Below are 13,767 nucleotides of genomic sequence, written 5' to 3' on the forward strand. Positions count from 1 at the left end.
TCCGTTCGCTGATCTCGCTTGCAGAGTAGCCCCAAGTCGGAGCCGCTGCCAAGGCCTGGTTGAGAATGAGACAGGTGAGGTTCAGACAGGAGTGATGCCGAGGATTTGAATGCTGTTCTGCGTCTTGAGACTTTTGACGCTGGCGTCGCTGGTTCGCCCTTCCAGATCGTTCAGATCCAGTTCGGCGGCAACAGGAAGGAGCCGGGCCTTGATGAGTTTGGCGGCGTGCTCGTTGTCCGGGCACTCGTCGCACTCAAAGACTTCATCGAGCGTTTCGCCGTGATCATCCACGAAAGTGATTTTCCACTTTTGCATCAGTGCCTCCTCGATCAAGCCCGCAAATGGGCTTACAACTATCTGGACTTTTGGCCTGACTGATCGTTCAAACGAATTGCAGCGCTGGATCATGAAAAAACACAGAACCTGTAGGAGCGAAGCTTTCGCGAGCAAGCTTCGCTCCTACAGGGGTTATGCGTTGTTCAGGGGTGTGCGTAGGTTTCAGTCGTTACTTGGCTTGTTGATCGCGTTCAGCACGTATTGCGGCATGGCGAATGCGCCGATGTGAACTTCCGGGTTGTAGTAGCGGGTGATGATGCCGCTGCCGGCGAAGCGCTGTTGCAGGGTTTCGCGGGACAACTTGCGATAGGCGGTATTGGTCGCGCCCCAGGCGAACGTCATCGCGCCGCCGATGTAGGTCGGCACGGCCGCCTGGTAGAAATGCCAGTCCGGGAACAGGCTGCGCAAGCGCCCGGCGGTGGTCTGCACTTCGCCCAGTTGCATGAACGGCGTGCCGTTCTGGGTCACCAGGATGCCGCCTTCGTTCAGGCAGCGGTGGCAGGCCTGGTAGAAGTTCTCCGAGAACAGCACTTCGCCCGGTCCGATCGGGTCGGTGGAGTCGGAAATGATCACGTCGAATTTCTCGGTGGTGGTCGCCACGAAACGCATGCCGTCGTCGATCACCAGGTTCAGCCGTGGATCGTCGTACGCGCCCTTGGAGTGGTTCGGCAGGAACTCTTTACACATGTCGACCACGGTGCCATCGATCTCGACCATGGTGATGTGTTCGACGCTGCCATGCTTGGCCACTTCACGCAGCATGCCGCCGTCGCCACCGCCGATGATCAGCACGCGCTTGGCCGAGCCATGAGCCAGGATCGGCACGTGGGTGAGCATTTCGTGGTAGATGAATTCGTCGGCTTCGGTGGTCTGAATCACACCGTCCAGCGCCATGACCCGGCCCATGCGCGGGTTTTCGAAGATCACCAGGTGTTGGTGTTCGGTGCGCACTTCGTGCAGCAGTTTTTCCATGCGAAAACGCTGGCCGTAGCCTTCGTAGAGGGTTTCCAGGTATTCGCTGGTCTTGGTGGTGGTCATGGGAAGTGCTCCGATGAATGCGGCGGCAACGGACGGTTACCCGCCCATGATGGCCAATCGAAAGGCTCGATTGCCCGGCAAAGGCGCGCATTCTACGTTGCGGAACATGACAGGTCGAACGTCACGTGATGACTCGCCGCGATCCTGTAGGAGCGAGGCTTGCCCGCGAAGGCGGCGTATCAGTCGATATCAATGTTGAATGACACGACGCCTTCGCGGGCAAGCCTCGCTCCTACAGGGGGCGGTGTCAGATGCGGACATTGCCCCGCGGCCCGGCGATGGCCCAGATGATCAGGCCCAGTACTGGCAGCAGCAGGATCAGCAGCACCCAGATGATTTTCATCCCGGTTTCTGCGCCGCTTTTCAGCACGTTGATGATGGCCCAGATGTCCAGGGCAAGAATGATCAGGCCAACCAGACCGTTGAAACTGGAACCCATGGTGTCGCTCCCAAGATAGTGGCATGCAGTCTTAGGATAGTCGGCTCCTGCGAGGGTTCCGTTTTATTGCATTAAACGTGGATCGCCACTTTCAGGGCTTCCAGCGAAGGCGCGGCGGCGATGCCGACCTGGGCGCACAGTTCAAGCACGCGGGGCACGTCGTTGCCGTAGACCAGTACCACTTGCAGTTCATCGTCGAGCAACTGGCTGAAGTTCATCAGCGTGTAACCGCCGTTTTCCTTGTTCATGCTGCCCATCTGCACCTGAATGCGATTGAGCGCGGTCAGGGCTTCGGTCTTGGCCAGTTGCTTGGGCTTGATATTGAAATCAACGCCGGGGCCAAACGAAGCGACGATCTGGGCGAACAGGTCCATGTAGGTGTCGGCCTGGAACAACACGGTTTCCGGCAGGCTGCCCACCACCACCCATTCGCCCAACGGCATCGGGAAGGTGTCGTCGAAGTTGATGTCCGGGTTGGCGGCCAGAAAAGCATCTGGATCGGCGTAAGCCTGGGCCGCTTCGTCAGCGATCTTCAGGATTTCGTCATCGCCCATGCACCCGGAGCTGATTTTGCTGATGAGTTCGACGAGTGCGGTTTTCATGGGGATGGATCCTGTAGCTAGGGGAAATTTTGAGGGCGCGAAGGATACCTCCTACAGGGGGTTACGCCAGCAATTTCTGTAGTTGAGCTGTGGTATCTACGGCGCCCATGGTCTTCGCCGCATCCAGCGCCGACACGCCATTGGCGTCCTTGGCCTTCGGATCGGCACCTTTGCTGATCAGGTAATCAACGATTTCAACGCGGTTGAACATCGCCGCCATCATCAGCGCGGTGCGGCCGTCGAACGACGAGCCTTCCACTTGCGCGCCGCCTTCGACCAACGCCGTGACCACCGCCAGGTCGCCCTTGAACGCGGCGCCGGCAATCGGGCTCTGGCCGTTGTCGTTGCGGATTTCCGGGTCGGCCTTGTGCTCCAGCAGCACTTTCACGGTCTCGACGTGGCCGTGGTAGGCGGCGAGCATCAGCAAGGTGTCGCCCTTGTGGTTGCGCAGGTTCGGCGGCAGGCCTTTGGTCAGCAGCGCGGCCATCATGGCCGCATCGCCCTCGCGCGCTTTATTGAACACCTGTTCGGCGAATTCGGCAGCTTCTTCGGGCGTCATCTGGCGGCTTTGGTCTGACATGGGGGACTCTCTATTCGGTCAATCGGAAAGCCGACAGTTTCCCGAGCGCTCCTGCCCCTGTCACTCCTTTTTTCTCAAGAGCCACCATAGCCAGATTCAATAGCGATACTTGCCACCACGAATATCCGCCAGCACCTGCCCGGTGACTTGCACGTACGTCTGGGTGCCCGGCAGCCAGGCGTAGATCGGGTCATCACCGGTTTTGCCCGGGTCGAACGCTTCATCCTTGAGCCGCGTCTTCTGGTATTTGAAGGTCCCGGTGGTTTCCATTTTCACCTTCAGCCGCAGGAACAAAGGCACCGCGTAAGCGGGCATGTGCTGGCGTGCAAAAGTCAGCAGCTCCGCGAAATCCAGGGTCGCCAGGGATTCAGTCGGCGTAATCGCCGCCATCCCGGCCCGGCCGTTGGTGTTGCAGATTTCCACGCCGTAGGCCACCGCCTCGCAGATGTTCGGGTGCTGTAACAGAATGTTCTCGACCTCGGTGGTGGAGACGTTTTCGCCCTTCCAGCGGTAGGTGTCGCCCAGGCGATCAACGAACTGCGCGTGTCCGAAACCGATGTTGCGCAGCAGGTCTCCGGTATTGAAGTAACGATCGCCCTTGGTGAATACATCGTGGAGCACGACTTTCTCGGTTTTCTGCGGATCGGTGTAGCCGTCCAGCGGCGCCTTGTCGTCAATTCTTGCCAGTAACAAGCCCTGCCCGCCCTTGGCGACTTTGCTCATCAAACCCTTGGCATTGCGAATCGGCGCGCCGCTGTCGTGGTCATACGCCACCAGGTCCCAGGACATCAGGGAAAAACCGATGGTGTTGTCGAAGTTGAGGATGTTGGTAAAACCGATATTGCCGTCGCTGGCCGCGTACAGCTCGCAGATATGGTCCACCGCGAAGCGCGTCTTGAATTCGCGCCAGGCGCCGGGACGCAGGCCATTGCCGATCATCTTGGTCACGCCGTGTTGGCTGTCGTCGGCACTGGGCGGTTGATCGACCAGGTAGCGACACAATTCGCCGACGTAACCGAGGGTGGTCGCGCGGTATTTGCGCACGTCGTTCCAGAATTGACTGGCGCTGAACTTGCGCCGGATGGCGAACCCCGAAGCGCCGCTGATGGCCGAGCCCCAGCATACGCACAGCCCGGTGGCATGATAGAGCGGCAAGGTGCAATACACGACGTCTTCGGGCTGCATATCCAGCGCAATCATGCCGAAGCTGGCCGAGCTGCGCATCCAGCGCCCGTGCTTGAACACGCCCGCCTTCGGCAGCCCCGTGGTGCCGGAGGTATAGATGTAGAAGCAAGGGTCGTCGAAAAACACCTGATGACTGCTGGCCGGGTTGTCGCTGGAGGCGTCGGCACTGGCCATCATCATGTTGATGAAGTGATCGGGCGAAATGCCCGGATAGCTGTAGGTATCGCGATCGGCCACAAACCAGGTGCGCGCCGCCGCGATCTCGACCCGCCCGCGAACCGCCGAATAGGCCGGCGCCAGCTCCTCGCCGACGATGATCGCCACCGGTGCCACCAGGTTCAGGCTGTGGGCCAGGGTGTCGCGGGTTTGCGAGGTATTAAGCAGCGCGCTGATCGCTCCGACCTTGGCCACCGCCAGGATCGTTACCAGCAGTTCCGGACGATTCTCGATGAAGATCGCTACCACATCGCCCTTGCCGATCCCTTGGTCGATCAGGTGATGGGCAATGCGATTGGCCCACTGGTTGACCTGCGTATACGTCAGCGCCACTGCGTCTTGCAGCAAGGCGACGCCGTCGGGATTGCGCAGGGTCGCTTGCTCGAAGCTCCAGCCGAGGCCGCACGGTTGGGTCGGGTCCTTGACGTTGGCGACCTTCATGCCCTTCACCACCCGGGGGATGGCTTTGGCGATGGTCGGCAATTTGCGGAGCATCATGCCCCAGGTAATCGTGTCGCTCATGGTGGCTCCCGTTCGATCTTCTTATTGTCGGGCGGCGTTGATTCAGCCCGAAAATACGTCAGCGGTTCTGGAGCTGTACACGCGGTTTTTGCAATGTTTTGTATCCGCCATCAAGGGCCGGGCAAACGCGATCCCTGGCCGTGCCATTCGTTCCATTCAATCGTGCGCAACCACGCAAAATGCAGGATGCACGATGGCCATTCATGCAGATTGCACGAAAGCAAAAAATCGACAGATTAATAACTCATTGATTTATAAAGAATTTTAAAAATTAAGGTGCTGGCACAATCGCTGCAACTACCTCTCCATGCTTGCTAATCAAGTGCTAACGGAGCTGATAGACATGAGCCTGATCCAAGAAAAATTTACCTCGCTGTTCTCTAACTTCGACGTGACCACCCAGGCACGCCCTGACGGCGGCATTCTGCTGACACTGCGCAGCACCGAAGGCAAAGTCTTCAAACGTTCGATTTCCTACCAGCAATTGCATGCTGGCGATCAACTGTCGTGGGTCATCAGCGCGATCCGTCGCGACCTGGCGGAACAGGCCAGCGAACTGCCACAGATCTCGATGCTGCAGAGCCAGCAGCGGTTTGCTCTGCCGACGTATCATTCGGCGTAAATCGTTCGACGCTTTAAACACACAGGCCGTGAGAGCTTTCGCTTCACGGCCTGAGTTGTTTCTGGAGTCACGCAATCCCCGCGTAGTAGCGAAGCTTGCTCGCGAAAGCGGTGTGTCAGTCGATATAGATATTGGCTGATCCAACGCCTTCGCGGGCAAGCCTCGCTCCTACAGGTTATGTGGGTGACATAGCCACAGGGTTGATCCGCGCGAAGCTGTCGACCGTTATGTGCCCTGCCAGTTCGCCACCCTCTCGCGCCAATCCGCAAGTCGCCATGCCCGCCGTGCGCGCCGCGTCCAGCTCTTCGACGATGTCAGACAGGAACAGAATCTCCCCAGCCTCCAGGCCCATCGCCTGGGTAATGCGCGCGTAGGACTGTGCTTCACGCTTGGGCCCCGACGTGGTGTCGAAATAACCGCTGAACAGCGGCGACAAATCCCCCGCCTCGGAACAGCCGAAGATCAGCTTCTGCGCCTGAATCGAGCCCGAGGAATACACAAACAGTTGATATCCCTCCTGATGCCAGTGTTTCAGCGCATCAACGGCATCCGGGTAGACGTGGCCCTTCAACTGGCCGGCCTGATAACCCTGTTCCCAGACCATGCCTTGCAATGCCTTGAGCGGCGTGGCCTTGCGGTCCTCGGCGATCCAGCCCAGCAGGATCTCGATCACCCGCTCAACGTCAGCCTGAGATTCGCCGCTGTCCCGGCGCACGGCGTCCAGTTGCTCGGCAACATCTGCACGCGCAGCGTTTTGGCGAACAAAGTCCGGCAAGTGTTTAGCCGCGTAGGGAAACAACACGTCGAACACAAAACTCACCGCGCTGGTGGTGCCTTCGATGTCGGTGAGAATCGCTTTGATCGGCATCGGCTCAGTCCTCCAGGCGCGGGAAGCGGCTGGCGATGTCTTCGCCGGTGAACTTGGCGACCCAGCCTTCCGGGTTGTTGAACAGGCGGATCGCGACGAAATGCGGATGCTCGCCCATGTCAAACCAGTGCGGCGTGCCGGCCGGGACCGAGATCAGGTCGTTTTTCTCGCAGAGCACGGCGTAGACGTAATCGTCGATGTGCAGGGTAAACAGCCCACGGCCGGCGACGAAAAATCGTACTTCGTCTTCGCCATGGCGGTGTTCGTCGAGGAACTTGGCCCGCAGTTCGGCTTTTTGCGGGTGATCACTGTTGAGACTGATCACATCGACGGTGACGTAACCGCGTTCGGTCATCAGCTTATCGATCTGTTCCTGGTACGCGCCGATCACTTCTTCCTGGCTGGCGCCGGGCTGGATTTTCGCCGTAGCTTGCCAGCGGTCGAAGCGCACGCCTTGCTCGGCGAGGGTCGAGGCGATGTCTTCGAAGTGGGTCAGGACCTTGTTCGGTAGTTCAGGGCTGGAGACGTGATAAACGGACAGGCTGCTCATGGGGCAATTCCTCGGTATCGGCGGCGCCTTCCGGTTCTTTCAGACCGGTCAGGCGCGGCATTTCATCAGGCAAGTGGGCTACTTCTGGTGAAGTCAGCCTTGGCGGTTCATGACGCTGCGGGTCTTCAACTCGCACTCGAACAAAAATTCAAAGGCCTCGATCTGCCGCAGAGCGTCGCTCATGCGCGCGCCCCAGGTATAGAGGCCGTGGCCGCGAATCAGGTAGCCGACGCAATCGGGATGGGCGTCGAGCCAAGGCTGCACCTTGGCGGCCAGGCGCGCAATGTCCTGGTCATTGTCGAAAATCGGCACCCGCACCAGCGACTCGTGGGTCGAGACGCCGCTGAAGGCTTTTTGCAGTTCGTAGTCTTCGAACTCGATGAAAGCTTCTGGCGTCAGGCGCGACAGCACCGTGGCGTTCACCGAATGAGTGTGCAGCACCGCGCCGATTTCCGCGCGCCAGCTGTAGAGCTGGGTGTGCAGCAGGGTTTCGGCAGACGGCTTTTTGCCCGGTTCCAGGCTGTTGCCCGCCAGGTCGGTGGCCAGCACATCGTCGAGGCCGAGTTGGCCTTTGTGCTTGCCGGACACCGTCAGCAGCGCTTCGGTCGGCGACAGGCGCGTCGAATAATTGCTGCTGGTAGCCGGCGACCAGCCGCGACCATACAGAAAACGCCCGGCGTCGATGATTTCCTGGGCAAGGTGTTCACGGGTAAGGCTCATGGCCGGTCCTCTTGCATACGTGTGGCAATGATAACGGCAGCGGCGAAGGCTGCGAGGCTGGCGATACTAAAGGTCAATGTGGCGCCGAGAGCATTCCAGCTGTAGCCGGAATACAACGCGCCGAGTGCGCCGCCAGTGCCGGCCAGTGCCGCATAAAGCGCCTGGCCCTGGCCTTGTTGGCGCGCACCGAAACTACGTTGCACAAACTGGATGGCAGCCGCGTGAAAGCTGCCGAAGGTGGCCGCGTGCAACACCTGCGCGAACAACAGCACCCACAAGAACTCAGCGAAGGAACCTAACAGCAACCAGCGCAGGGCCGCCAGCAGGAAACTCGCCATCAGCACCCGGCGCACCGAGAAGCGCGCCAGAATCTTGCTCATGGCCAGGAACATCAGAACTTCGGCGACCACGCCCACTGCCCAGAGCAACCCGATCACGCCACGGCTATAGCCGAGTCGTTCGAGGTGCAGGGTCAAAAAGGTGTAATACGGCCCATGGCTCATCTGCATCAGCGCTACACAACCGTAGAATGCCAAGACGCCGGGGCTGCGCAGTTGCTTGAGGAAGCCCTCTCCGGTCACGCGTTCGCTCTGCACCGGTTGTGCGTTTGGCACCCACAAGCTGCTGACGACAATCCCGGCCATGATCAGCACCAGCGCCACCGGGTAGACGTCCAGGCTCAACCATTCGAACACCCGACCGAGCGCGACCACGGTGATGATGAAACCGATGGAGCCCCACAAGCGGATCTGACTGTAGCGAGAGGTCTGGCCTTTGAGGTGCGCCAGGGTGATGACTTCGAACTGCGGCAACACCGCGTGCCAGAAGAACGCATGCAAGGCCATGACCATCGCCAGCCAGGCGTAGGTCTTGCTGACGAAGATCAGCGAGAACGTCAGCAGCGTACAGACTGCGCCAAAACGCACGATGGCCAGGCGTCGGCCGGTGTAGTCGCCGAGCCAGCCCCAGATGTTCGGCGCGACGCAGCGCATCAGCATCGGGATCGCCACCAGTTCGCCGATGCGCGCGCTGGAAAAGCCCAGGTGATCGAAGTACAGCGCCAAAAAGGGCGCTGTCGATCCGAGCAAGGCGAAATAGAACAGATAGAAACTGGACAGCCGCCAGTACGGGAGCGCCGCCAAGGTCCTCAGACCCCGACGGCTGAAAGGTCAGCCATTAAAGCTGACCCAACACCGGCGTGCTCACCCGCACATCGGCGTTCTGCCCACGGTGACGCAGCAGGTGATCCATCAGCACGATGGCCATCATCGCTTCGGCAATCGGCGTGGCGCGGATGCCGACGCACGGATCATGACGGCCCTTGGTGATCACGTCCACCGGGTTGCCATGGATGTCGATGGAACGGCCCGGCGTAGTGATGCTCGACGTTGGCTTCAACGCCAGATGCGCGACAATTGGCTGACCCGACGAGATGCCGCCGAGAATGCCGCCGGCGTTGTTACTGAGGAAACCTTCCGGGGTCATTTCATCGCGGTGTTCGGTGCCGCGCTGGGCGACGCTGGCGAAACCGGCGCCGATTTCCACGCCTTTCACGGCGTTGATGCTCATCAGCGCGTGGGCCAGTTCGGCGTCGAGGCGGTCGAAGATCGGCTCGCCCAGGCCCGGCATCACGCCTTCAGCGACGACAGTGATCTTGGCGCCGACCGAATCCTGGTCGCGGCGCAACTGGTCCATATAGGCTTCCAGTTCCGGCACTTTGTCCGGGTCGGGGCTGAAGAAGGCGTTTTCTTCCACCGAATCCCAGGTCTTGAACGGGATTTCGATCGGGCCGAGCTGGCTCATGTAGCCACGAATGACAATGCCCTGGCTGGCCAGGTACTTCTTGGCAATCGCCCCCGCCGCTACGCGCATGGCGGTTTCCCGCGCCGAGCTGCGACCGCCGCCGCGGTAATCGCGTTCGCCGTATTTGTGGTGGTAGGTGTAGTCAGCGTGGGCCGGGCGGAACAGATCCTTGATCGCCGAGTAGTCCTTGGACTTCTGGTCGGTGTTGCGGATCAACAAGCCAATGGCGCAACCGGTGGTGCGGCCTTCGAACACGCCACTGAGGATTTCGACTTCGTCGGCTTCCTGGCGTTGGGTGGTGTGGCGGCTGGTGCCGGGCTTGCGGCGGTCAAGGTCACGCTGCAGATCCTCCAGGGAAATCTCCAGACCCGGCGGGCAGCCGTCGACAATGGCGACCAACGCCGGACCATGGCTTTCGCCAGCGGTGGTGACAGTGAACAGCTTGCCGTAGGTATTGCCGGACATGCGGGACGCTCCGTGAAATCGAACCTGAATACGTAATGCGCGCCAGTATACGCAGGCTACCCAAGTAGTTCATCCTCGAACCTTATGGGTGCCCGCGAGTCCAACCGGCATCTTGTTCATGATGGCGTGATGATGCTGCGAGTTCTAGCCTTGAGCCTTACCCTGTTTACTGGCTTCGTCCAGGCGACTGTCCTACAACGACCGATCACTTTGGATACCGGCACCGGAGAGCTTTTCGGCTCATTGTTGCTGCCAAAATCCGACACACCGGTGCCGGTTGTCCTGATCATTTCCGGCTCCGGTCCTACGGATCGTGACGGAAACAACCCCGACGGCGGGCGCAACGACAGCCTCAAGCGCCTGGCCTGGGTGCTGGCCAAACACAACATCGCCAGCGTGCGCTACGACAAGCGCGGCGTGGCGGCGAGCCTGGCCGCGACCCCGGACGAGCGCAATCTGTCGGTGGAAGCCTATGTCGCCGACGCCGAGGCCTGGAGTCAGAAACTCAAGACCGATCCGCGCTTCGGCAAACTGATCCTGCTCGGCCACAGCGAAGGCGCCTTGATCGCCACCCTGGCGGCGCCGAGTGTCGGTGCGGCGGCGGTGATTTCCATGTCCGGCAGCGCCCGGCCGGTGGATCAGGTGCTGCGCCAGCAATTGAGCAATCGCCTGCCGCCGCCGCTGATGCTGCGCAGCAATGAACTGCTCGACAGCCTCAAGGCCGGTCACACCGACGACAATGTCCCGCCGCAATTGCAGGTGATTTTCCGCCCGAGTGTGCAGCCGTACCTGATTTCGCTGTTCCGCCAGGACCCGGCGGCCGCTTTCGCCAAGTTGAAGATGCCGGCGCTGATCGTCCAGGGCACCAGCGATATCCAGGTCGGGGTCGGTGACGCCAGGCTGCTCAAGGAAGCCAAGCCCGACGCCGAACTGGTGGTGATCGAAGGCATGAACCACGTGATGCGCATCGTCCCCAACGATGTGAAGCGGCAATTGGCCTCCTACAAAGATCCGAATTTGCCGCTGGCCGCCGAACTGGGTGCGCGAATCCTCGGGTTTATAGACGGACTTCGCGCCAGTTAAGCGCTGTTTAAGCGCTGTTTGCCCTCTAGACTTCAAAAAAACGGCCGATAAGCCTTTGTCGCCAGCGCTATGACTGGCGGCAAGCAGAGCTTGGACAGGATCTCGCCGTTATGACTGATACCCAGACTTCACCCGACACCACCGCTGAAAAAGACGCACCGCCAGCGGTCGAGCTGCCGTGGGCGGACGTCCACGCCGAGCACTACAAGATGCTCCGCCTGGCGCCGTTGAAGACCGACCGTAACACCGGTAGCCGGCCGTTGCGCTTCGTCGAGTTCGGTTACGCCGAGCGCAACAGCAAGGAACGCAGCCTGATGCGCCTGACCATCAAGCTGCCGGGCCAGCGGGTGCGTAAAGAGCAGAATCACTTGGATGTGTGGGTCGATCACGACACCAAACGCGTGCATTTCGGCCCTGACAGCGGCTTGCAGATCGAGCCGATGAACCGCGGCATCGGGCGTTACCTGGCCGCTCAAGGCATTAGCTGGGCGAAAAAACGTTGGCCCACCTACACCGTCGACGGCAGCGACCTGAACAACAAGGATGCGCTGAACGAAGACACGCGCCTGCGCCGCGATCACTTTTTGCGGGTGCACGGTTTTGATGTGGCGTACGCCGATGCCCAGCATTTGAAGGGCAGCGTTAAAGAAGTCCAGGTCGGGGACTTGCTGGCGGACTGGAACAGCGAAAAGCTGCAGCAGGTGGAAATTCTCGAAGCCGCGCAGATGCTGCAGCAGGCTGAGCAGAACCTGGCCGAGCAGGAAGTGAAGCTCAAGAAGCACGAAGAGAAGGTCAGCAAGTACAAGCGTGAAGACGCCGGGCTGCGTTTCACGATTACGTGCCTGGTGGCGTTTTCGGTGTTTCAGGCGGGGTTGTTGATCTGGATTGCGACGCACCGTTGATGGCTGATCGTTCCCACGCTCTGCGTGAGAACGATCTTTACCGGTTAAACGCGGGAAGCAAACACCGCCTGATGATCGCGGCACTGCTCGGCCGTCAACATAAACACCCCATGCCCACCGCGCTCGAAATCGAGCCAGGCAAAGTCGACTTCCGGGTACAGCGCTTCGACGTGCACCTGGCTGTTGCCCACTTCGACAATCAGCAAACCCTTCTCGGTCAGGTGATTCGCCGCTTCGGCGAGCATCCGGCGCACCAGGTTCAAGCCGTCGTCACCGCAGGCCAGGCCCAGTTCCGGTTCGTGCTGGTATTCGTCCGGCATATCGGCGAAATCTTCCGCATCGACGTAGGGCGGGTTCGACACGATCAGGTCGAAACGTTGCCCTGGCAACCCATCAAAGCCATCGCCCTGAACCGTGTACACCCGCTCATCGACGCCATGACGCTCAATGTTCTGGTTGGCCACTTCCAGCGCTTCGAACGACAGGTCGGCCAGCACCACTTCGGCGTTCTGGAATTCGTAGGCACAGGCGATACCGATGCAGCCGGAACCGGTGCACAGGTCGAGAATCCGCGCCGGATCGTTGCCCAGCCACGGCGCAAAGCGCTTTTCGATCAGCTCACCAATCGGTGAACGCGGGATCAATACGCGCTCATCAACGATAAACGACATGCCACAGAACCAGGCCTCGCCCAACAGGTAAGCCGTAGGGATGCGTTCTTCGATCCGACGCTTGAGCAGGCGTTGCAGATTGACCAGCTCATCGTCTTCCAGCGCGCAGTCCAGATAGCTGTCGGCAATTTCCCACGGCAAGTGCAAGGCACCCAACACCAGTTGACGGGCTTCGTCCCAGGCGTTGTCAGTCCCATGGCCGAAAAACAGATCCTCCCCATGGAAGCGGCTGACGGCCCAACGGATATGGTCGCGCAGGGTACGAAGTCGGGAAGTGATCACAGCGGCAGCTCCAAATAAAACGACTGGCAAATAAAACGACTGGCGATTCTAACAGCCAAAACGCGCCACGACGACGCAGGAAAAACACCGGATCAGATGTAGGACTTATCCATTTTTTCGCTTGGCTATTGAACAGAATCCACCTATTGACAAGGCTGCAAGCCAGCAACGACGGTGCCTACGATGGTAGCGATTCACAGAACCGCTCAGCCAGAGGACAATGTCGCAAAAGCCCCACTCCAAGGAGCCCCAGAATGTCCGTTCCACAAACGATGTTTCAACTCAGCGGTCGCGGTTATCCGGCGGCCAAACTGAGCCAGGCGACGCTCATCATCATCGATGCTCAGAAAGAATACCTCAGTGGCCCGTTGGCCCTGAGCGGCATGGATGCCGCCGTCGCGAACATCAAGCAAATAGTGGCCGCTGCCCGTGCAGCCGGCCGGCCGATCGTGCATGTGCGTCACCTCGGCACTGTCGGCGGGTTGTTCGATCCACAGGGCGAGCGCGGCGAGTTCATTCCAGGCCTGGAGCCCACGAGCGACGAAACCATTATCGGCAAACTGCTGCCGAGCGCGTTCCACGGCACCCCGTTGTACGACCGCCTGCAGGAAATCGGCTCCCTGGACCTGATCGTCTGCGGTTTCATGAGCCACTCCAGCGTCAGCACCACCGTGCGCGCCGCGAAGAACCTGGGCTTTCGTTGCACTCTGGTCGAGGATGCCTGTGCCACCCGTGACCTGCCTTACAAGGGCGGGGTACTCAGCGCCGAGCACGTTCAGCAGACCGAGATGGCGATCATGGCGGACAACTTCGCCACCCTCGCCCTGACCCACGATCTGATCTGATCGACTTTTGATGAGCGGTTCATGCCGCCGCTCATCCG

The 13,767-nt window shown here is 60.0% G+C and carries 16 protein-coding genes; 4 read left to right on the forward strand and 12 right to left on the reverse strand.

Going from position 1 to position 13,767, the window contains the following annotated elements; genetic code table 11:
* Positions 1-81: 81 nt before the first annotated feature.
* From HKK53_RS11220 to HKK53_RS11245, 6 genes are all read right to left on the reverse strand, one after another.
* Positions 82-315 (reverse strand): hypothetical protein, encoded by a 234-nt coding sequence (locus tag HKK53_RS11220; protein ID WP_149656879.1) that lies wholly within the window; start codon positions 313-315, stop codon positions 82-84.
* 183 nt (positions 316-498) lie between these two features.
* Positions 499-1,374, reverse strand: coding sequence for a polyamine aminopropyltransferase (speE, locus tag HKK53_RS11225; RefSeq protein ID WP_169370880.1), 876 nt, complete (start codon positions 1,372-1,374; stop codon positions 499-501).
* A 247-nt stretch (positions 1,375-1,621) separates the two neighbouring features.
* Entirely contained in the window at positions 1,622-1,813 is a 192-nt protein-coding gene (locus HKK53_RS11230; protein ID WP_123403173.1) for a PLDc N-terminal domain-containing protein, read from the reverse strand.
* 71 nt (positions 1,814-1,884) lie between these two features.
* Entirely contained in the window at positions 1,885-2,415 is a 531-nt protein-coding gene (locus HKK53_RS11235) for a hypothetical protein (RefSeq protein ID WP_169370881.1), read from the reverse strand.
* A gap of 61 nt (positions 2,416-2,476) precedes the next feature.
* Positions 2,477-2,995, reverse strand: coding sequence for an ankyrin repeat domain-containing protein (locus HKK53_RS11240; protein ID WP_169370882.1), 519 nt, complete (start codon positions 2,993-2,995; stop codon positions 2,477-2,479).
* A 96-nt stretch (positions 2,996-3,091) separates the two neighbouring features.
* Positions 3,092-4,918 (reverse strand): long-chain-acyl-CoA synthetase, encoded by a 1,827-nt coding sequence (locus HKK53_RS11245; protein WP_169370883.1) that lies wholly within the window; start codon positions 4,916-4,918, stop codon positions 3,092-3,094.
* A gap of 343 nt (positions 4,919-5,261) precedes the next feature.
* Between HKK53_RS11245 and HKK53_RS11250 the strand changes: the two genes are divergently transcribed.
* On the forward strand, positions 5,262-5,540 hold the full coding sequence (locus HKK53_RS11250; protein ID WP_054048577.1) for a DUF3509 domain-containing protein: 279 nt from the start codon (positions 5,262-5,264) through the stop codon (positions 5,538-5,540).
* 175 nt (positions 5,541-5,715) lie between these two features.
* On the opposite strand, the gene mtnC is transcribed toward HKK53_RS11250, so the two are convergent.
* The 5 genes from mtnC to aroC all read right to left on the reverse strand — a co-directional run bounded on the left by mtnC (position 5,716) and on the right by aroC (position 9,946).
* Positions 5,716-6,408, reverse strand: a complete 693-nt coding sequence (mtnC, locus tag HKK53_RS11255) for an acireductone synthase (RefSeq protein WP_169370884.1) — start codon at positions 6,406-6,408, stop codon at positions 5,716-5,718.
* A gap of 4 nt (positions 6,409-6,412) precedes the next feature.
* Positions 6,413-6,958 (reverse strand): 1,2-dihydroxy-3-keto-5-methylthiopentene dioxygenase, encoded by a 546-nt coding sequence (locus HKK53_RS11260; protein WP_169370885.1) that lies wholly within the window; start codon positions 6,956-6,958, stop codon positions 6,413-6,415.
* A 93-nt stretch (positions 6,959-7,051) separates the two neighbouring features.
* Entirely contained in the window at positions 7,052-7,678 is a 627-nt protein-coding gene (locus HKK53_RS11265) for a methylthioribulose 1-phosphate dehydratase (RefSeq protein ID WP_169370886.1), read from the reverse strand.
* Entirely contained in the window at positions 7,675-8,820 is a 1,146-nt protein-coding gene (locus HKK53_RS11270) for an MFS transporter (protein WP_169370887.1), read from the reverse strand. The genes HKK53_RS11265 and HKK53_RS11270 overlap by 4 nt, the downstream gene beginning before the upstream one ends.
* Positions 8,821-8,854: 34 nt before the next feature.
* Entirely contained in the window at positions 8,855-9,946 is a 1,092-nt protein-coding gene (gene aroC / locus HKK53_RS11275) for a chorismate synthase (protein WP_054048587.1), read from the reverse strand.
* Between the two features lie 84 nt (positions 9,947-10,030).
* Between aroC and HKK53_RS11280 the strand changes: the two genes are divergently transcribed.
* Together HKK53_RS11280 and HKK53_RS11285 are read left to right on the forward strand one after the other, a co-directional pair.
* A complete protein-coding gene (locus HKK53_RS11280; RefSeq protein WP_169370888.1) occupies positions 10,031-11,029 on the forward strand; it encodes an alpha/beta hydrolase in 999 nt (332 codons plus the stop codon).
* A 110-nt stretch (positions 11,030-11,139) separates the two neighbouring features.
* Positions 11,140-11,931 carry a hypothetical protein gene (locus tag HKK53_RS11285; protein WP_169370889.1) on the forward strand — a complete coding sequence of 264 codons (792 nt, stop codon included), beginning with the start codon at positions 11,140-11,142 and terminating at the stop codon, positions 11,929-11,931.
* A 44-nt stretch (positions 11,932-11,975) separates the two neighbouring features.
* Here the strand turns inward: HKK53_RS11285 and prmB are convergent, their stop codons facing one another.
* Positions 11,976-12,884, reverse strand: coding sequence for a 50S ribosomal protein L3 N(5)-glutamine methyltransferase (prmB, locus tag HKK53_RS11290; RefSeq protein ID WP_169370890.1), 909 nt, complete (start codon positions 12,882-12,884; stop codon positions 11,976-11,978).
* A 254-nt stretch (positions 12,885-13,138) separates the two neighbouring features.
* On the opposite strand from prmB, the gene HKK53_RS11295 reads away from it, so the two are divergent.
* Complete coding sequence (locus HKK53_RS11295) at positions 13,139-13,729, forward strand: cysteine hydrolase family protein (protein ID WP_169370891.1); 591 nt, start codon at positions 13,139-13,141, stop codon at positions 13,727-13,729.
* Positions 13,730-13,767 lie beyond the last annotated feature (38 nt).

Source organism: Pseudomonas sp. ADAK7 (assembly GCF_012935675.1).
Taxonomy (GTDB): domain Bacteria; phylum Pseudomonadota; class Gammaproteobacteria; order Pseudomonadales; family Pseudomonadaceae; genus Aquipseudomonas.